The organism is Streptomyces solicamelliae, assembly GCF_045348655.1.
In the GTDB taxonomy this organism is placed as follows: Bacteria; Actinomycetota; Actinomycetes; order Streptomycetales; family Streptomycetaceae; genus Streptomyces; species Streptomyces solicamelliae.
Map to the genome: position 1 here is coordinate 6,991,998 of NZ_CP160404.1, position 18,344 is coordinate 7,010,341.

Sequence of the window (18,344 nt, forward strand, 5' to 3'; positions counted from 1 at the left end):
GCCTCAGTCCGCGGGCCGATCCGCGCCGGCCAGCGCCGAAGCCGGGTCGGCGGCCGGCGGACCGGCCGGGACCCACTGCCCGCCGGAGCGACGGAACGGCCACCAGCGGCCGTCCTCGGCCAGCCGGAGCTGTACGTCCGCGCCGACGACCGTCCAGCGGGCGTGCGCCGAGGCGCGCAGCGCCGGCCGGTCCGTGGGCTCCCACGCCCCGGCGAGCACCGCCTTCGCCCGCGCCAGGACCTCCGGGGACGGCGGACGGGACCCGTCGAGGACGGCCAGTGCCGCCGCCCCGCCGAGCCGCCACGCCTCGGCCGCCGCCGTCAGCCCCGTACGGCCGCGCCCGGTGCCGGCCGCGAGCCGGGCCGCGATCCACGGTGCCGGACCGGCCGCGGCCAGCCGTACCCCGTCCTGATCGACCGTCAAGGACGGCTCCCACGGCGCCCGTACGTGCTCCGGGGCCAGCGCCTCGGCCAGCAGCCGCCGCGCCCGGGCCGCCGCGTCCGCGGCCAGGAACTCCAGCGCGGCCGGGTCGAGACCCGGCGCCGGGTCCGTCTCGGTGTCCAGCGACTGTCCCGCCCCGGGGGTCTCGGGCTGCGGCGGGGGAGCGGGCAGCGGAGGCAGGATGCCCCCCGCCGCGTACGCCTCCGCCGCCAGGACGCCGGCCGGCCGCGCCGCCTCCCGTACGGGCTCGGCGCGCGCCACACTCCGCTCCTGCAGGTCGTCCAGAAGCCGCCGCTCGCCCCGGCCGCGCATCAGGAGCAGCACGAACGGGTCCTGGTCGAGCAGCCGCGCCACCTGATGGCACAGGGCTGCCGTGTGCGGACAGTGGTCCCACGCCCCGCAGGTGCACTCCGGCTCCAGATCGCCGATGCCCGGCAGCAGTTCGAGCCCGAGCCCCGCCGCGTCCTCCACCAGATGCGGCGGCATCTCGCGGTCGAGCAGCGCCGCGATGTGCCCGGCACTGTCCGCGGCCATGTCCAGGAACCGGTCCCACTCCTCGTCGCCCAGCTCCCGCAGGAGCACGTCGCTGCGGTGCGCCGTGCCGTCCCGGTCCCGAACGACCGCCGTGATGCGGCCCGGCCGGACCGACACCGCGCCGACCGCGCCCTCGCGGGCGGCCCGCCGGCCCAGCTTCACCTGCTGGCCGTCGAGCGCCGTGTCCTCCAGCGCCTGCAGCCAGGCGCGGCCCCACCAGGTCTGCGCGAAGCCCCGGCCGTGAGCGGGCGGCAGCGCGGCGAAGGTGCGCTCCTCGGCGCCGGGGGCGCCGGGACGGTCCTGGCGCGTGGTGTCGTCGTCGGTCTCGTGGGCGTCCAGCGTGTCGTCCCCGTCCCCGTCTTCGTCCTCGTGGGAGTACGTGTCCGCGTCGCCGTACTCGTTCTCGTGGTCGTCCTGGTACTCGTGTCCGTAGCCGTGCTGGCGTCCGTACTCGTGCTGGTGTTCGTACTCGTGCTCGTGATCGCGTCCGCTCATCGTGCGCCGCCCCCTCGCAGCTCCACCAGCTCCGTCAGTTCCGCGTCGGTCAGCTCGGTGAGCGCCGCCTCGCCGGAGCCCAGGACGGAGTCCGCCAACTCCCGCTTGCGCAGCAGCATCTCGGCGATCCGGTCCTCGACCGTGCCCTCCGCGATCAGCCGGTGCACCTGCACCGGCTGGGTCTGGCCGATCCGGTAGGCCCGGTCGGTCGCCTGCGCCTCCACGGCCGGATTCCACCAGCGGTCGTAGTGCACGACGTGCCCTGCGCGGGTGAGGTTGAGCCCGGTGCCCGCCGCCTTCAACGACAGCAGGAAGACAGGTACTTCACCGGCCTGGAAGCGCTGAACCATCGCCTCGCGCTCGGGGACCGGCGTGCCGCCGTGCAGGAACTGCGACGGCACCCCACGGTCCGCGAGATGCCGCTCGAGAAGCCGCGCCATCTGCACGTACTGCGTGAAGACCAGCACGCTCGCGCCCTCGGCGACGATCGTGTCGAGGAGCTCGTCCAGCAGCTCCAGCTTCCCCGAGCGGCCGTCGATCCGGGGCCGTTCCTCCTTCAGGAACTGAGCCGGGTGGTTGCAGATCTGCTTCAGCGCGGTCAGCAGCTTGACGACGAGGCCGCGCCGCTCCATCCCGTCCGCCTCGGCGATCGCGGCGAGCGTCTCGCGGACCACCGCCTCGTACAGGCCGGCCTGTTCGGCGGTGAGCGACACCGCGCGGTCGGTCTCGGTCTTGGGCGGCAGTTCGGGCGCGATGCCCGGGTCCGACTTGCGGCGGCGCAGCAGGAACGGCCGTACCAGGGCGGACAGCCGCGCGGCCGCCGCCGGATCCTGGCCGCCCTCGACGGCCTGCGCGTAGCGGGTGCGGAAGGTCCCGAGCCGGCCGAGCAGGCCCGGGGTCGTCCAGTCGAGGATCGCCCACAGCTCGGACAGGTTGTTCTCGACCGGCGTGCCGGACAGTGCCACGCGGGCCTTCGCCCCGAGGGTCCGCAGTTCCTTCGCGGTCGCCGAGTAGGGGTTCTTGACGTGCTGGGCCTCGTCGGCGACGACCATGCCCCAGTGCACGGCGGCCAGCCGGGGGGCGTCGAGGCGCATCGTTCCGTACGTGGTGAGGACGAACTCGCCGTCCGCCAGGCCCTCCAGGGAGCGGACAGGGCCGTGGAAGCGGCGGACGGGGGTGCCCGGCGCGAACTTCTCGATCTCCCGCTGCCAGTTGCCCATCAGCGACGTCGGACAGACGACGAGTGTCGGTCCGGCGGAGGTTTGATCGGACTGCCGGTGCAGATGGAGCGCGATGAGGGTGATGGTCTTGCCGAGGCCCATGTCGTCGGCGAGGCAGCCGCCGAGGCCGAGCGAGGTCATCCGGTGCAGCCAGTTGAGGCCGCGCAGCTGGTAGTCGCGGAGCGTGGCGGCGAGCGCCGCGGGCTGGGCGAGTTCCTGCGCGCCGCCCTCGGGATCGGCGATGCGGTCGCGGAGCGCGGCGAGCCCGCCCGACGCGGCGACGTCGACCCGGCGGCCGTCCACCTCGACGCTGCCGGTGAGGACGGCGCCGAGCGCGTCGACCGGGGTGACCTTGCGGTCACGGGAATCCCGGGCACGGCGGACTTCCTCGGGGTCGATCAGGACCCACTGGTCGCGCAGCCTGACGAGCGGCCGGCCGGCCTCGGCGATCCGGTCGATCTCGGAGCGGTCGAGCTCGAGGCCGCCCACGGTGAACCGCCAGTCGAAGGCGAGCAGGGCGTCGGCGGAGAGGAAGGAGGGGAGCCCGTCGCCCCATGGGCTGTCGTCGGCGGTCGCCTGTCCTTCCGGGGGGCCGATGACGGCGCGGGCGGTCAGGCGGTGGGCGAGGTCCCGCGGCCAGTGGATCTGGACGCCGGTGGCGGCGAGATCCCGTGCGGCAGGGCCGAGCAGCTCCGCGATCTCCTCGTCGGCCAGCTCGACGGCGTCCGGAACGGCCGCCGACAGCAGCGGAGTCAGCGGCGCCCAGGCGCGGGCGGCGCGGCGCAGCGCCAGCAGGGTGTCCATCCGGGCGCGGGGCCCGAAGGCCGCGGCGGCGGCGCCCGCCCAGACGTCGGCGGCGTCGGCCAGCAGCGTCGGGTCGGCGGCGCTGTGCATCTGGAGCACGGCGCGGAAGCGAGGCGCGGTGCCTTCCGCGTCCGCGTCGCTCTCTGCCAGGCCGGGGACCTCGATGCGCAGGGAGAGCCGTACACCGGCGTCGTGGCCGGCGGCGACGTCCGTCGCCCAGGCACGCTGCTCGGGGACGGTCTGCGGGGCGGTGGCGGCGAACGCGGGGCCGCCTGCGGCGAGTTCGGCGGCTGGGGTACGGGGCAGCGTGTCGGCGACCGCGTCGAGGAACGCGCGCAGCAGTTGCTCCGGCTCGGGCAGGAGCGGCCCGTCGTCGCTGTCGCCGTCGGTGCCGTGGCTGCCGTCGGCGTGCAGGGGTACGGCGTGGGCCGCGGGTGGCATCGAGGCGGCGAGCGTCCGCACGAGGTCGAGCTCTTCGGGGCCGAGCGGGCCGATGCGCCAAGCGTCCCGGTCGGTCTCGGTGAGCCCGGGCAACAGCAGCCCGCGGGCGGCCAGGTGCAGCGCGAGCAGCGCGGCCGCGCCCCAGAAGGCGGTGGCGGGCGAGGCGTCGGGGGCGAGCCGCGCGCGGGTCAGGACCGGAAGGGCGTCCCGTACCGGCAGGAACAGTGCGGGGACGGTGTGGCGGCGTAGGTCGTCCCGTACGAGGACGAGGTCCTCGAGACCGTCGGCGGCGGCCTCCCAGCGGCCGGTGGGTTCGTCGACGGGCTCGTCGACGGGTTCGTCGTCGGACCAGAAGGCGATCCGTCCCGTACGGGCGGGGTCGCCCGGGAGGAAGACGGCGGAGCAGCGGGCGAGGTCGGTGAGCGGTGCAAGGCGCTGCACGTGAAGACGCACTCCTCAAATTTGACTAATGCGCGGAGCGGTCATGGTACTGGGAATCATGAATGCATGCATGCTGTCAAGCTGTGATCTGCATCACTCATCGTAAGCGTCGGCGGGCCACAGGTCCCGGGGGTGGGGTCAACCCCACCCCGAGGCCGGGGTGCACCCCCCGAGATCCCGGGGGATGCCGCCCCGAAGATCCGGGGGATGCCGTCATGGCCGCAGACGATCACCAGTCCGTAGGTTTCAAGGGCCGGCAGCGACCACGACCCAGCCACTCTTCCCACGGACACGGAGACCTCCATGCCCCAGGCCACCGCAACGCTCACGGCGCCCGTCCGCCCGCCCGCGCCCCGCCGCGAGCCCGGCGGCGGCAGCGAGTTCGCGCCGCTGCTGCGCACGATCAAGCAGCAGGGCCTGCTGGAGGGGCGGCCAGGCTGGTACGCCCGCGGGATCGCCGTCAACCTGCTCGGCCTGGCCGTCGTCGTCGCCGGCCTGTTCCTCGTCGGCCCGTCCTGGTGGGCGCTGCCGCTCGCGGTGCCCCTCGCCGTGCTGTCCGCCCGTGCCGCGTTCGTCGCCCACGACGCCGGACACGCCCAGATCAGCGCCGACCGCCGGCGCAATCGGCTCATCCAGCGGCTGTACGCGAACGTGCTGCTCGGCATGAGCCAGGAGTGGTGGAACGACAAGCACAACCGCCACCACGCCAACCCCAACCACGTCGACAAGGACCCCGACGTCGCCCCCGACATCCTCGTCTTCGACCATGACCACGCCGAGGGCCGCACGGGCTGGCGCGGCTGGCTCACCCGCCACCAGGCCTGGCTCTTCTTCCCGCTGACCACACTGGAGGGCATCGCGCTCAAGGTGTACGGCTTCCAGGCGCTGTTCGCCGCGGACGGGCCGTACCGGAACCGGCGCGACCGGCTCGTCGAAGGCGGTCTGCTCCTCGCCCATGTCCTCGGCTACGTCGCCCTGCTGCTGACCGCGCTCACCCCCGTCCAAGCGCTGGTGTTCGCCCTGCTCCACCAGATGCTGCTCGGCCTGCACCTCGGTCTCGCCTTCGCGCCCAACCACAAGGGCATGGAGATGCCCGACCCGGACGGCGAGCCCTGGGGACACCTGCGCCGCCAGGTCCTCACCTCGCGCAACATCCGCGGCGGCGCCCTCACCGACTGGTTCCTCGGCGGACTGAACTACCAGATCGAGCACCACCTCTTCCCGAGCATGCCGCGCCCGCATCTGCGACTCGCGCAGCCCGCCGTGCGCGCACACTGCCGAGATCTGGGTATCAGCTACACGGAGACCGGTTTCGTCGACTCGTACCGGCAGGCCCTCGGGCACCTGCACGACGTCGGCGAGCCGCTGCGGAGCGCGTGACGACGCGGCCGGTGTGACGACGCGGAGCGCCCGAGGACCGGGTGCGGGCGGACGGCGGGGGAACCGCGCCGTCCGCCCGCGCGTTTCCCCTGCAAGAGCGGCCCCCGGGGCCGTGAAGGAGGCGTCGGAGATGTCGACAAGGACCAAAATCGTCATCGGGGGAGTGGCCGTCGGCCTCCTCCTGTGGCCCCTCATCGGATTCTGGATGTCACTGCTCATCGTCGTCGGCGTTCCCGCGGTGGCGTACTTCGCGCTCGACCCGGAGCAGCGGCGGCGGGTGCGCCGGGTGTCGCACAAGGAGATCGACCGCTGAGCCTCAGCCCGCCGGTGCCAGCTCGCAGGAGTTGACCACGTCGCCCGTCGCCGGCCGCGCCACCCGGTGGTCGGCCGGCGGCCGGGCGCCCTGCTCCACCCAGGACGTCAGGGCGGTGAGGGCGGACCGGTAGCAGGGCAGGATCGGGCGCAGCCGGTCCGGGAAGGTGTCGTAGAGGCCGTCGGCGTGCGTGCCGTCCGCGACGGTGTAGTAGCGGTGCAGCGCGCCGCGGCCGCGCGCGTCGATCATCCGCGCGTACACGTCGGAGTCGGTGGAGATCGGCAGCAGGGTGTCCAGGTCGCCGTGCAGGGTGATCAGCGGGCGGCCGATCCTGCCGGTCAGCGCGATCCGGGAGACGGCCCGGTGCACCGAGGCGGGGCGCGCGGCGTAGTCGTACGAGGCGTCCGACGCGCAGGGCGCGAAGATCTGCCCCGTCGTCGAACCGGCCGTGGCGCCCGGGCAGGCCGGATCGTACGCCGGGTCGAACTCGGCCCGGAACACCTTCTGCGTGAGCCCCCAGTACACCTGCTCGTGGTACGGCCAGAGGAACTGCGAACCGGGTGCGAAACCGGCCCGGAGCAGCGCCTCGTCGTCGGCCCGGCCCAGGGTGCGGGCCACGGTCACGGGCAGCCCGGTCAGCAGGTTGGGGCCCTCGGCGGTCCAGAGCACGCCCTCCCAGTCCACGCCGCCGTCGTAGAGTTCCGGCCGGTTCTCCAGCTGCCAGCGGGTGAGGTAGCCGCCGTTGGAGATGCCCGTCATGTACGTGCGCCGGGGCTGCTGGCCGTACCGGAGCCGTACCGCCTGCTTGGCCGCCAGGGTCAGCTCTGTGACCCGCCGGTTCCACTCGGCGACCGCGTCGCCGGGGCGGCGGCCGTCGGTGTAGAAGTCGGGGCCGGTGTTGCCCTTGTCGGTGGCCGCGTACGCGAAGCCCTGGGCCAGTACGTGGTCGGAGATGAGCGTGTCGGTGGCGTACTGCCGCCGGGTGCCGGGCGCGCCGGTGACGACGAGCCCGCCGTTCCAGTCGTCGGGAAGCCGGATCACGAACTGGGCGTCGTGGGCCCAGCCGTGGGTGGCGTTGAGCTTCGAGTCGTCGGGGAAGTAGCCGTCGATCTGCACGCCGGGGACGCCGGAGGGGTTCTTGGTCGCCTTGGCCGAGAGGCCCGCCTGGTCGGCCATGTCGGTGTACGGGGTGCCGGCCAGCCCGGCGGTCGTCAGGTCCGGGAGGCAGGCGAGGCGGTGGTGCTCGGCGCCGGGTACGCGGACCCGGTCCTGCCGGGCGCAGTGGCCGGGCTCCGGGGGTCCGGCCTCCGCGGCCCCGACGGGACTCGCGGGGCCGACGACGGTCAGTGCCGCCAGAAGTGCGGTGAGCAGGGGTACGCCTCGGAACGGGCGCATGGGCGGCCTCCGGTAGGGATGCGGACGGGTTCGCCGCCACATCCTGCGACCGCCCTCACCGCCGGGCCATGGGGCCGCACCACACCGCGGACCGGCCGCCCATGTGGGCGCCGGCCGGCCGACGCGTCAGGCGGGCCGGACCGCGATCCCGTCCAGCGCTTCGAGCAGCGCCGGCAGCTTCGGCCCGCGGGCCACGGGCAGTACCTCGCGCGGCTCGTCGTCCAGCAGGACGAAGGCCATGTCGTCGGTCCGGGCGACCAGGGACCAGCCGGGCCCGTCGGCCCGCAGCATCCGGGCCCCGTCGGGCGCGAAGCTGGACCGGACCCGCCCGACCGGCGGCGCGGCCTCCAGATAGCCCCGCAGCTCGGCAAGAGCCCGCCGGACACCGTTGTACGGGTCGTGAGCGTCGGAGGCCGGGGCGTCGGGGGCCGCAGGGCCCGCGGGGGCGTCTGCGGTGGCGGCCGCGTCCGGGGTCGCGCCTTGGCCGGAGCCGACGGCGTCGGCCGTCCTTCCGGCCTCCGCCTCGGCGGACGGAGCGGACGCCGCGGCGGACGTCCCGCCCCCGTCCGGCGTCTCGGGGGAGCCGCTTGCCTCGCCCGCCGCGGCCCCGGACTCCTGCCCGTCCTCGAACTGCGCCCGCCAGGCGGACCACTGCAGCGCCACCTCGTCCGCGCCGAGGCGCCGCTGTGCCGGCCCCCACGCGCCGCCGTCCGGCGGTACGAGCGGCGCGGGCTCGCCCTCCTCGGGGGCGGGGTCGTGCGGCGCGGGCAGGCCGGGCGCGGCGGTGGCCACGGCCAGCGGCCACCCCGGCAGCGCGGCGACGACACTGCGCTCGTCGGGGGAGAGGTCGTACTCCATCCCGCAGTCCCACGACGCGATGGCCACCGCGACGAGCGAGACGTCGTCGACGACCACGGTCCAGCGCGCACCCTCGTCGTCCTGGCCGAGCACGAGCCCGTACCCGTCCGCGTACGGCTCGAGGCCGAGCGTCGCGCAGGCCGCCGGGTAGTCGTCGCCGAGCACGCTCGGGAACTGCGCGGGCGTGAGGAGCACGGCCGTGAGCACGTACAGCGGGTCGTCGTCGACGGTGGTGTCGACGACGACCTCGTCAGTGGTGTCGGTGGCGGTCTCGGTGGCGGTCTCGTCCGTCCCGGCCACAGCGGCCTCCCCATCAGCTTCAGGCGTGCCCATCGGTCGTCGGCGCACCATAACCAGTGGGTAACCCGCACGTCGAGAGGCTTCGGCCTGCCGATTCCGCCGCCTGCTCAGACCGGCGGCAGCCCGAGCAGGTCACGCGCGACCGTCTCCGGAGACTGATCACGCTCCCGGGCGAGCGCGATCACGGCCCGGCAGGCCAGCTCGTTGATGCCGAACGTGAGCGCCTCCGGTTGCACCGACGACACGGCGTCGTCGATCCGCTCCTCGTCGTCCTCCACGCAGCCGACCACGTAGTCCGCCGCCGCCTCGAACAGGTTCCGCTGCCGCTTGGGCTCCCGCCGGGCGCTTTGTGGCTTGACGTCCGGGTTCGCCCTGCGCTCCCGCAGCTTGCGCAGTCTCTCCAGTACACCTCCGGGCACGGTCCACCGCCTTCCCCCGGGCGTGGCCACCCGGCATCACCACGGTAGAGAGCCGACGACCACGGCAGAAGACCGCCGTCAGGGCCTGGCCGAAGCCGGTCCGGATGACCGAATACGGTTCTCGGCCCGGACCTCAGCCTTCGCGGACGGCCAGCACCAGGTAGCGGTCGTCCTCGTCCACGTACGTCTCCATCCGCCAGCCCGAACCGGCCAGCAGGGGGCGGAGGTTGGGTTCGGCGCGCAGATCGTCGGGGGTGATCTCCCGACCGTGCCGGGCGGCGAGCGCGGCGCGGCCCACCGGGTGGAAGAGGGCGAGCCGCCCGCCGGGCCGGACCGTGCGCGCCAACTCCCGCAGACCGGCCGCCGGATCGGGCAGATGGGATATGAGCCCCGCTCCGAACACCGCGTTCAGCGCGCCCGTGCGCACCGGAAGACGGGTCACGTCGGTGCGCACCAGCTGCACGCCCTCGTCACGGCCGGCGGCGACGGCGGCCGCCAGCATCTCCGCCGTCAGATCGGCACCGATCACGGAGCCCTGCGGGCCGACCGCCTCGCGCAGCGGAGTCAGGGCGCGACCGGTGCCGCAGCCGGCGTCGAGGACGGAATCGCCCGGGTGCAGGCCGAGCTCCGCCACGGCGGCGGCGTAGGCCGGGCCGTCGTCCGGGAAGCGGGCGTCCCAGCCGGCGGCGCGGACGCCGAAGAATTCCTGGACGTCTTTCGGGTCGTCGCTCATGTGTCCATGATCCCGCACGTCGGGGCCACCGTGTCGTCCCTCGATCCGGTGGTTTCGCTCGTCGTTACGGTGAAAGTTCGGCGCACTCGTTCGAGACCGGTGCGATCGTTCCAGACCATCTCTCTGTCATATTCCATCAGCTTTCGAAATGCGCCCCCAGCGTGCGCCCCTGCCCCCCTAGCGTCCCCGAGTCATGGGACACCTGGACCACGCCACCTTCGGCTGGCTGACCCCCGTGCTGTCGTACGCGATGGCCTGCATCGGCGCCGCCCTGGGTCTGCGCTGCACCGTACGAGCCCTGGAGGCGAGCGGCCGCTCACGGCGCAACTGGCTGCTGACCGCCGCCTCCGCCATCGGCACCGGCATCTGGACGATGCACTTCGTGGCCATGCTCGGCTTCGGGGTCACCGGCACCGACATCCGCTACGACGTACCGCTCACCATCCTCAGCCTGATCGTCGCCATGGCCGTCGTCGGAGCCGGCGTCTTCGCCGTGGGCTACGGCCGCGACCGCATCCGTTCCCTGCTGATCGGCGGACTCACCACCGGAGTCGGCGTCGCGAGCATGCATTACATGGGTATGGCAGCGCTGCGTCTGCACGGCGATGTGCGCTACGACCCGCTGCTCGTCGCGCTCTCCGTCGTGATCGCCGTCGTCGCCGCGACCGCGGCCCTGTGGGCGGCCCTCAACATCCACGCGCCGATCGCCGTCGCCGTCGCCTCGCTCGTCATGGGCGCGGCCGTGAGCAGCATGCACTACACCGGCATGTTCGCCGTCGAGGTCCGGGTCGAGCCGTCCTCCGGCGCCCTGGCCGGGGTCGCGGCCATGCAGTTCATCTTCCCCCTCGCCGTCGGCCTCGGCTCCTACCTGTTCATCACCTCCGCCTTCGTCGCCCTCTCACCCACCGCCAAGGAACGCGCCGCCTACGCCACCGCCGGAAGCCTGACCGAACCCGACGAGCGGGCCGTGGACGTCGCCCCGCCCGGCTTCCGGGAGACGGTCGGCAACGGCCGCTCCTGACCCGCTGCACCCCGCACCACACCCGCACGCACCCGGAACGAGGAGGCCATGCGAACTCCCCGCAACACCCCCGACGCCACGGCGAAACCCTCGGCGCCCGAGACCGGGCCCAGGGCGCGCGGACGACGGGCGCACGCAGGACGGCCGGCCGACGAGACGCCCCCGCCCGAGGCCGCGCCGCAGCCGGCCCCGCAAGGCGATGCGGCCGAGGGCGCCGGGAAGGAGGCCGAGCCGCGGCGGAGCGGACTGCGCCCCAGAACCGTCCGGGCGAAGATCGTCTCGCTGCTCATGGTCCCCGTGGTCTCGTTGCTCGCCCTGTGGGGATTCGCCACCGTCACCACCGCGCAGGACGTGTCCCGCCTGCGTCAGCTCCAACGCGTCGACGCCGAGATCCGCGTCCCCGTCTCCCAGGCCCTCAGCGCCCTCCAGGCCGAACGCCGCGCCGCCGTACGCCAGATCGCCTCCCCTGGCGCCGGGCGCGCCGCCGAGCTGAAGGAACGGGCCGGCCGCACCGACGTGGCGCTCGCCCGGCTCCGGCTCGGCGACGGTCACACCGTCGGCGACACCGGCGACCTGCCGCCCGAACTCGGCGAACGCGTCGGCCGCTTCGTCCGGCAGGCCGAGGCCCTGCGCACACTGCGCACCCGCGCGACGGACGGCGCCGGCGCCGGCGACAAGGTCTACGCGGCCTACACCGACGCCATCTCCTCCGCCTTCGAGGTCGGCGGCTCGCTCGCTGCCCTGCAGGACTCCCGTCCCGGCGCGGACGCGCGCGTCCTGCTGGAGTTCGCCCGGGCCGGCGAGATGCTGTCCCGCGAGGACGCCCTGCTCGGCTCCGCACAGCTGACCGGAAGCCTCAGCGCCCCGCGGCTCCGGCTGTTCACCGGGGCCGTCGCCACCCGCCGTACCCTGCTCGCCACTGCCACCGCCGACCTGCGCGGCGGCGCACGCGACGACTGGCGCGCCCTCGCCGGCCGGGACGGCCTCCGGCAGCTGACCGCCGCCGAGGACCGCATCCTGGCAGCGCCCGCCGGACGGCGCGCCGCCCAGGCGGTCCCCGCCGCCACATGGGACGCCGCCCACGCCTCCGTACGCGACGGGCTGGCCGCCGTCGAGCGGGACGCGCGCCGGGCGGGGGCCGAAGCGGCCGACCCGTTCGCCGGCGGGGTCTTCACCGCCGGCGGCGCGGCGGTGCTGCTCGGCCTGGCCGCCGTCGCCGCCTCCCTCGTCATCTCCGTACGCATCGGCCGCGGCCTCGTCGTCGAGCTGATCAGCCTGCGCAACACCGCCCTGGAGATCGCCCGCCACAAACTCCCGCACGCCATGCGGCGGCTTCGCGCCGGCGAGGAGATCGACGTACCCGCCGAGGCCCCGCCCGGGCTCCCGGCGCAGGACGAGATCGGCCAGGTCGGCGAGGCGCTCGGCATCGTCCACCGGGCCGCGCTGGGCGCCGCCGTCGAGCGCGCCGAACTCGCCAGCGGGATCTCAGGCGTCTTCGTCAACCTCGCCCGGCGCAGCCAGGTCCTCGTCCACCGCCAGCTCAATCTGCTGGACAGCATGGAACGCCGCGCCGACGACCCCAACGAACTCGGCGACCTGTTCCGCCTGGACCATCTGACCACCCGCATGCGGCGGCACGCCGAGAGCCTGATCATCCTGTCGGGCGCGGCTCCCGGCCGGGCCTGGCGGCTGCCGGTGCAGCTCACCAACGTGGTGCGGGCCGCCGTCTCGGAGATCGAGGACTACGCCCGGGTCGAGGTCCGGCGGCTGCCCGAGACGGCCGTCGTCGGCGCGGCCGTGGCCGACCTGACGCACCTCCTGGCCGAACTCATCGAGAACGCGGCCCAGTTCTCGCCACCGCACACCAAGGTCCGCATCAGCGGCGAGCCCGTGGGCAACGGCTATGCGCTGGAGATCGAGGACCGCGGGCTCGGCATGGGCCCCGACACCCTGGCCGAGGCCAACAGCCGGATCCGGCAGTCCGAGGCCCTGGACCTGTTCGACAGCGACCGGCTCGGGCTCTTCGTGGTCAGTCGGCTCTCCTCCCGGCACGACGTCAAGGTGCATCTGCGCACCTCCCCGTACGGCGGCACGACGGCGGTCGTCCTGATCCCCACGGCGCTGCTCCAGGGCGCGCTGCCACCGGGGAGCCGCGATGCGGCGCAGAGGAGCGCGGCGGCGGAGCCGGAGCAGCGCAGGGAGCGCGCGGAGCGCATGGGACGTGTGGAGCGCGCGGGGGTGCCGGCGCAACGGCCTGTGCCCCCGATCGACCAGCCCGTGCGCCGCGCGCTGGGGGGAGCCGACGGCGGCGCGGAACCAGGGCAGGGCGCGGAAGCAGGACTGGGTGCGGACGAGCAGCCTCCGGCACCGGTCACGACCCTGCGGCTGCGCAGCGGTCCGGCCGCGGAGACGCAGCCGCGGGTGGAGACTCCGCCTCCTGCGGAGCCGAAGGGCGGCGAGGACGGGGCACTGCCCCGGCGCGTCCGGCAGGCCAGCCTCGTACCGCAGTTGCGCGAGTCGCCCCGTTCCGACCCGCAGCCCAGCCGGGGGCCGGCCGCCGACGGGCGCGGCGAGCGCACCCCCGAGCAGGCGAGGGACCGGATGACCGCGTACCGCGAGGGCTGGGCCCGCGGCGGCGGCGCGGTGCCCGGGGCCCGCAGACCGCTCGGCACAGGATTCGGCACTGACGGCAGCGAAGGAGACGACGCATGATCGACCACGACAGGGTGGCCCCGCGCCGCTCCGGGGAACTCGACTGGCTGCTCGACGACCTCGTCGCACGGGTCCGCGAGGTACGCCACACCGTGGTGCTGTCGAACGACGGACTCGCCGTCGGCGCGTCCAGTGGCCTGAGCCGGGAGGACGCGGAGCATCTGGCGGCCATCGCCTCGGGCTTCCAGAGCCTCGCCAAGGGCGCGGGCCGCCAGTTCGGGACCGGCGGGGTGCGCCAGACGATGGTCGAGATGGACGACGGGTTCCTGTTCGTCGCCGCCGCCGGTGACGGCTCCTGCCTCGCCGTGCTGAGCTCCGTCGCCGCCGACATCGGGCTGATCGCGTACGAGATGGCACGCCTGGTGAAGCGCGTCGGCGAGCACCTGTACACGCCGCCCCGCGTGACCGCGACCCCGCCGGCCGCCGGCTGACCCGGACCTCCCCGGAGACACCCGTGAACCACGACAGCACCGGCGCGCACGAAGGACCCCTGGGCGGCCGGTGGTACGACGCCGAGGCCGGCCCCCTGGTCCGCCCGTACGCGATGACCGGCGGCCGGACCAAGCCAGGACCGAGCAACGTGCGGTTCGATCTCATCGCGCTCGTCGTCGTGGACGACGACCCGCCGGGCGCGGCAGAGGAGTCGCTGCTCGGGCCCGAGCACCGGGCACTGCTCGCCCTGTGCCGGGCCGAGACGCAGTCCGTGGCCGAACTCGCCGCGGACGCCGACCTGCCGGTCGGCGTGGTCCGGGTGCTCCTCGGCGACCTGCTCGAATCCGGCTTCGTGAAGGTCAGCCGGCCCGTTCCACCCGCACAGCTCCCCGACGAGCGGATCCTGAAAGAAGTGATCGATGGCCTCCGAGCGCTCTGACAGCAGCTTCGACGGCAACGGCGAAGGAGCGGACACCGCGCCCCTCGCCCTGAAGATCCTCGTCGCCGGCGGGTTCGGCGTCGGCAAGACCACCCTGGTCGGCGCGGTCAGCGAGATACGCCCGCTGCGCACCGAGGAACAGCTCAGCCAGGTCGGGGAGTCGGTCGACGACACCGGTGGGGTCGCGCAGAAGACCACGACGACGGTGGCGATGGACTTCGGCCGGATCACGATCCGCTCGGGGCTGTCCCTGTACCTGTTCGGCACCCCGGGGCAGGACCGGTTCTGGTTCCTGTGGGACGAGCTGTCACAGGGCGCGCTGGGGGCGGTCGTGCTCGCCGACACTCGACGCCTCGAGGACTGTTTCCCGGCGGTGGACTACTTCGAGCACCGGCGGATCCCGTTCGTGGTGGCCGTGAACTGCTTCGCCGGCGCGCGGAACTACGGGGCGCACGAGGTGTCGCAGGCACTCGACCTGGACCGGGGGACGCCGGTGGTCCTGTGCGACGCGCGGGACCGCGACTCGGGCAAGGAGGTCCTGATCCGGCTGGTGGAGTACGCGGGCCGGATGCACACGGCGCGACTGCTGGACTCGGTCGGGTAGCGTCCGCGCGCCGTCGGATGGTGTCCGCGAGCCGTCGGGTGGTGTCCGCGAGCCGTCGGGTGGTGTGCGCGCTCCGGTGGGTGGCCTGCGGGCGCCGTCGGGTGGCCGACCTGGGCCGTCTGCGGGCGCCTTCGGGCTGTTGGAGTCCTGTCGGGAACCATCCGTGATGCTTGCCCAGTTCACGACTGTGCGTAAGGCTTACGCGGGACACGCGGAGCCCGTGACAGGGGGCCGCACCAACGGGGAGGACCGAGAATGGCGCTGGACAAGGGACTCGACTGGCTCCTCGACGACCTGACGCGACGGGTGGAGTACATCCGGCACGCGCTGGTGCTGTCGAACGACGGGCTGGTCACGGGGGCGAGCGCGGGACTGGAGCGGGAGGACGCCGAGCACCTCGCGGCGGTGTCGTCCGGGCTGCACAGTCTGGCGCGGGGTTCCGGCCGGCATTTCAGGGCGGGCAGGGCGCGCCAGACGATGGTGGAGTTCGACGACGCGATGCTGTTCGTGACGGCGGCCGGCGAGGGCAGCTGTCTGTGTGTGCTGAGCGCGGCGGAGGCCGATGTCGGCCAGGTCGCGTACGAGATGACGCTGCTGGTCAACCGGGTCGGCGAGCACCTCGGGGTGGCGGCGCGACAGCCGGACGGGGCAGGGGTCGTCGAGCTCTGATCCGGTCGTGCGCGCCGAGTTGTCCACAGGGCTCGGCGGGTTCGGTCACTCTGCGCTACGATTCTCACTGAGAGTAATCGACGCTCGCGGGGGAGGATCGTGATGAACACGACCGAAGGCACGAAGACCGGCACGCAGGGGGACGTGCGGAGCGCGGAGGCGGGCGCCACAGCGCTGTCGCCGGGACCGGCGGCGCAACAACTGGCATTGAAGTGGGACGAGTTCGCGCTCGCCGTGCAGATGGGGCTCGTGCGCACCCTGCCCGGGACCGGACCGAGGATCCGGGTGGAGACCGGCGAGATCGAGCGGCTGCGCGCGGCCCCGGACTTCCCGGACGGACTGCGCGAGCGCGTGCGCGCGGTGGGCACGGCGGAGGCGGCGGAGTTACTGTCCGTCTCGTCCGAGCGCCTCACCTGGCTGGCGCGGACCGGGCATGTCAGGCCGGTGCGGTTCTACCTCAACCGCTACAACACTGTCGTCTGGCTCTATCTCGCGGGCGAACTCCGGTCGTTCGCCGAGGACCATCCGGGGCTGCTGAAGGCCCGGATGGGACGGGAGGCCCGCGACCGGCGGGCCGCGGGCGAGGACCGGCGACCACGGAACTGGCGGGCCAGGAGGCTGGGGCTGCTGCTGCGGGCCACGGACGACCCCTGGGAACGGGCGGCGGCCATCGCCTACCTGCTCGATCCGGTGCAGCTCGCCGAGGTCGTCGGGGATCCCCACGAGCGGTCGTTCCTGTTGCGGCTCAGGCCGGCGCTGCCGGCCGGGCTGCCGGAGGGCGCGTCGGCCCGGGAGATCGCCGACCGGCTGATGGTGGCCGACGACCCGGACGAGATCCTGTGGCATCGGACGAGCCTCACGATGGCCCTGGGGGAGGCGCGCCGACTGCAGGAGGCACCGCGGCCGGCTGCCCGGCCGCCCCGACCGCACACGCCGGGACCCACCGCCGGGGTGCGACCGGGGGCAGGTGGGCGCGCGCGGGAGTCGGTGCGGCCGCCGACAAGTTCGCGGAGCCTGCTGACCCGGCTCGGGCTACGACGCGGCTCGCGGCCGGAAGGTCACGCGGATGAGGCCGGTCGCCCCGCGCGTGCGGGGGCGGGCTGAGGCGGGGACCATGGGCGCATGCTGCTGGTGCGTCTCGCGGACGTCTCCCGTCAGGTTGCCGCCACCTCTGCGCGGTCCGAGAAGATCGCCGCGCTGGCCGGGCTGTTCGCCGAGGCGGAGCCTGAGGAGAGTCCGCTGGTCATCGCCTATCTCTCCGGAAGCCTGCCGCAGGGCCGGATCGGCGTGGGGTGGAGCGTTCTGAAGCACGTGGTTCCGCCGCAGGTCGAACCGGCCGAGCGGCCGGCGCTGACGCTGGCCGAGACGGACGCCGCGATGACGGGGCTGGCGGCCGTGTCGGGTGCGGGGGCGCAGGCCGAGCGGCTCCGGCGGGTCCGGGAACTGATCGCGGCGGCGACACCGGGGGAGCAGGAGTTCCTGCTCCGGCTGCTCGGAGGGGAGGTTCGGCAGGGCGCGCTCGACGCGATCGCCCTGGAGGGCGTCGCGCGGGCGGCCGGAGTGCCCGCGGACCGGTTGCGCCGGGCGGTGATGCTGGAGGGTTCGCTGCCGAGGGTCGCCCGGGCGGTGCTCGCCGAGGGGGCTGCCGCGCTGGAGGCGTTCTCGCTGCGGGTCGGCCGGCCCGTGCAGCCGATGCTGGCCCACACGGCGGGATCGGTCGGCGAGGCGGTCGAGGCGGTCGGACGCTGCGCCGTGGAGGAGAAGCTCGACGGCATCCGCATCCAGGTGCACCGGCTCGGCGACGACGTCCGGGTCTACACACGGTCGCTGGACGACATCACCGGGCGGCTCCCGGAGGTGGTGACGGTGGCGCGGGGCCTCGCGGCGGAGTCGTTCGTCCTCGACGGGGAGTTGCTCGCCCTCGGCGAGGAAGGCCGGCCGCTGGCCTTCCAGGACACCGCCGCCCGGGTCGGGTCCCGCGTCGACGTCGACACCGCCCGCGCTGCCCGGCCGCTGTCACCGGTCTTCTTCGACGTCCTCGCCGTCGGAGGACAGACCCTGATCGACGAGCCGGGGGAGCGCAGGCACGCGGCGCTCGCCCGACTGCTGCCGGAGCATCTGCGGGTGCGCCGGACCGTCGTCGACGACACCACGTCCACCGAACAGAAGGAGGCAGCCGAGGAGTTCTTCACCGAGACGCTGCGCCGGGGCCACGAAGGCGTGCTCGTGAAGGCGCTGGACGCGCCGTACGTCGCGGGCCGCCGGGGCCGTACCTGGCTGAAGGTCAAACCCGTCCACACGCTCGACCTCGTGGTTCTCGCCGCCGAGTGGGGGCACGGCCGCCGCACCGGCCTGCTCTCCAACCTGCACCTCGGCGCCCGGACCGCCGACGGCGGGTTCGTGATGCTGGGCAAGACCTTCAAGGGCCTGACCGACGAGACGCTGCGCCGGCAGACGGAGCAGCTGCGGGAACTGGCCGTCGAGGACGACGGGTTCACCGTCCGGGTGCGGCCGGAGCTCGTCGTGGAGATCGCGTACGACGGCGTCCAGCGGTCGACGCGCTATCCGGCCGGGGTCACACTCCGGTTCGCCCGGGTCGTCCGGTACCGGCCGGACAAGCGGGCCGACGAGGCCGACACCGTCGAGCGGCTCACCGGCGGCGGCCCCGCCGACGCCCCGGACGCCGGCTGAAC

General features: G+C 74.2%; 16 protein-coding genes. 10 read left to right on the top strand and 6 right to left on the bottom strand.

The genetic code is table 11. The features are described from left to right. Positions 1–3: 3 nt before the first annotated feature. Together ABZO31_RS32190 and ABZO31_RS32195 are read right to left on the bottom strand one after the other, a co-directional pair. On the bottom strand, positions 4–1,470 hold the full coding sequence (locus tag ABZO31_RS32190; protein ID WP_406864857.1) for an SWF or SNF family helicase: 1,467 nt from the start codon (positions 1,468–1,470) through the stop codon (positions 4–6). Next, positions 1,467–4,376, bottom strand: coding sequence for an SNF2-related protein (locus ABZO31_RS32195; RefSeq protein ID WP_406864858.1), 2,910 nt, complete (start codon positions 4,374–4,376; stop codon positions 1,467–1,469). The genes ABZO31_RS32190 and ABZO31_RS32195 overlap by 4 nt, the downstream gene beginning before the upstream one ends. Positions 4,377–4,679: 303 nt before the next feature. On the opposite strand from ABZO31_RS32195, the gene ABZO31_RS32200 reads away from it, so the two are divergent. Continuing rightward, positions 4,680–5,756, top strand: a complete 1,077-nt coding sequence (locus ABZO31_RS32200; RefSeq protein WP_406864859.1) for a fatty acid desaturase family protein — start codon at positions 4,680–4,682, stop codon at positions 5,754–5,756. A 130-nt stretch (positions 5,757–5,886) separates the two neighbouring features. Then, entirely contained in the window at positions 5,887–6,069 is a 183-nt protein-coding gene (locus tag ABZO31_RS32205; RefSeq protein ID WP_406864860.1) for a hypothetical protein, read from the top strand. A 3-nt stretch (positions 6,070–6,072) separates the two neighbouring features. Here the strand turns inward: ABZO31_RS32205 and ABZO31_RS32210 are convergent, their stop codons facing one another. From ABZO31_RS32210 to ABZO31_RS32225, 4 genes are all read right to left on the bottom strand, one after another. Further along, the gene (locus ABZO31_RS32210; protein ID WP_406864861.1) at positions 6,073–7,464 is read right to left on the bottom strand and encodes a tannase/feruloyl esterase family alpha/beta hydrolase; all 1,392 of its coding nucleotides are present in this window, start codon (positions 7,462–7,464) and stop codon (positions 6,073–6,075) included. A gap of 126 nt (positions 7,465–7,590) precedes the next feature. Next, entirely contained in the window at positions 7,591–8,622 is a 1,032-nt protein-coding gene (locus ABZO31_RS32215) for a hypothetical protein (RefSeq protein ID WP_406864862.1), read from the bottom strand. A 107-nt stretch (positions 8,623–8,729) separates the two neighbouring features. Continuing rightward, positions 8,730–9,041, bottom strand: a complete 312-nt coding sequence (locus tag ABZO31_RS32220) for a hypothetical protein (RefSeq protein ID WP_406864863.1) — start codon at positions 9,039–9,041, stop codon at positions 8,730–8,732. 133 nt (positions 9,042–9,174) lie between these two features. Beyond that, complete coding sequence (locus tag ABZO31_RS32225) at positions 9,175–9,774, bottom strand: class I SAM-dependent methyltransferase (RefSeq protein WP_406864864.1); 600 nt, start codon at positions 9,772–9,774, stop codon at positions 9,175–9,177. 193 nt (positions 9,775–9,967) lie between these two features. On the opposite strand from ABZO31_RS32225, the gene ABZO31_RS32230 reads away from it, so the two are divergent. The 8 genes from ABZO31_RS32230 (at position 9,968) to ABZO31_RS32265 (ending at position 18,342) form a co-directional block, all read left to right on the top strand. Beyond that, positions 9,968–10,795 carry an MHYT domain-containing protein gene (locus tag ABZO31_RS32230; RefSeq protein WP_406864865.1) on the top strand — a complete coding sequence of 276 codons (828 nt, stop codon included), beginning with the start codon at positions 9,968–9,970 and terminating at the stop codon, positions 10,793–10,795. A 48-nt stretch (positions 10,796–10,843) separates the two neighbouring features. After that, positions 10,844–13,507 (top strand): nitrate- and nitrite sensing domain-containing protein, encoded by a 2,664-nt coding sequence (locus ABZO31_RS32235; RefSeq protein WP_406864866.1) that lies wholly within the window; start codon positions 10,844–10,846, stop codon positions 13,505–13,507. Further along, positions 13,504–13,938, top strand: coding sequence for a roadblock/LC7 domain-containing protein (locus tag ABZO31_RS32240; RefSeq protein ID WP_406864867.1), 435 nt, complete (start codon positions 13,504–13,506; stop codon positions 13,936–13,938). Before ABZO31_RS32235 ends, ABZO31_RS32240 begins: the two co-directional genes overlap by 4 nt. A gap of 23 nt (positions 13,939–13,961) precedes the next feature. Continuing rightward, on the top strand, positions 13,962–14,378 hold the full coding sequence (locus ABZO31_RS32245) for a DUF742 domain-containing protein (RefSeq protein ID WP_406864868.1): 417 nt from the start codon (positions 13,962–13,964) through the stop codon (positions 14,376–14,378). After that, positions 14,359–14,982: a GTP-binding protein gene (locus ABZO31_RS32250; RefSeq protein ID WP_406864869.1), complete on the top strand. Its 624-nt coding sequence runs from the start codon at positions 14,359–14,361 to the stop codon at positions 14,980–14,982. Before ABZO31_RS32245 ends, ABZO31_RS32250 begins: the two co-directional genes overlap by 20 nt. Positions 14,983–15,237: 255 nt before the next feature. Then, a complete protein-coding gene (locus ABZO31_RS32255; protein ID WP_406864870.1) occupies positions 15,238–15,651 on the top strand; it encodes a roadblock/LC7 domain-containing protein in 414 nt (137 codons plus the stop codon). A gap of 102 nt (positions 15,652–15,753) precedes the next feature. After that, positions 15,754–16,755, top strand: coding sequence for a DUF6397 family protein (locus ABZO31_RS32260; protein ID WP_406864871.1), 1,002 nt, complete (start codon positions 15,754–15,756; stop codon positions 16,753–16,755). Between the two features lie 18 nt (positions 16,756–16,773). Then, positions 16,774–18,342 carry an ATP-dependent DNA ligase gene (locus ABZO31_RS32265; protein ID WP_406864872.1) on the top strand — a complete coding sequence of 523 codons (1,569 nt, stop codon included), beginning with the start codon at positions 16,774–16,776 and terminating at the stop codon, positions 18,340–18,342. Positions 18,343–18,344 lie beyond the last annotated feature (2 nt).

Excerpts from the sequence above, each read along its gene's own strand:
- ABZO31_RS32260 (WP_406864871.1), top strand. The coding sequence starts at position 15,754 with ATGAACACGACCGAAGGCACGAAGACCGGCACGCAGGGGGACGTGCGG.
- ABZO31_RS32210 (WP_406864861.1), bottom strand. The coding sequence starts at position 7,464 with ATGCGCCCGTTCCGAGGCGTACCCCTGCTCACCGCACTTCTGGCGGCA.
- ABZO31_RS32225 (WP_406864864.1), bottom strand. The coding sequence starts at position 9,774 with ATGAGCGACGACCCGAAAGACGTCCAGGAATTCTTCGGCGTCCGCGCC.
- ABZO31_RS32190 (WP_406864857.1), bottom strand. The coding sequence starts at position 1,470 with ATGAGCGGACGCGATCACGAGCACGAGTACGAACACCAGCACGAGTAC.
- ABZO31_RS32240 (WP_406864867.1), top strand. The coding sequence starts at position 13,504 with ATGATCGACCACGACAGGGTGGCCCCGCGCCGCTCCGGGGAACTCGAC.
- ABZO31_RS32230 (WP_406864865.1), top strand. The coding sequence starts at position 9,968 with ATGGGACACCTGGACCACGCCACCTTCGGCTGGCTGACCCCCGTGCTG.
- ABZO31_RS32200 (WP_406864859.1), top strand. The coding sequence starts at position 4,680 with ATGCCCCAGGCCACCGCAACGCTCACGGCGCCCGTCCGCCCGCCCGCG.
- ABZO31_RS32205 (WP_406864860.1), top strand. The coding sequence starts at position 5,887 with ATGTCGACAAGGACCAAAATCGTCATCGGGGGAGTGGCCGTCGGCCTC.
- ABZO31_RS32255 (WP_406864870.1), top strand. The coding sequence starts at position 15,238 with ATGGCGCTGGACAAGGGACTCGACTGGCTCCTCGACGACCTGACGCGA.
- ABZO31_RS32235 (WP_406864866.1), top strand. The coding sequence starts at position 10,844 with ATGCGAACTCCCCGCAACACCCCCGACGCCACGGCGAAACCCTCGGCG.
- ABZO31_RS32265 (WP_406864872.1), top strand. The coding sequence starts at position 16,774 with ATGCTGCTGGTGCGTCTCGCGGACGTCTCCCGTCAGGTTGCCGCCACC.
- ABZO31_RS32250 (WP_406864869.1), top strand. The coding sequence starts at position 14,359 with ATGGCCTCCGAGCGCTCTGACAGCAGCTTCGACGGCAACGGCGAAGGA.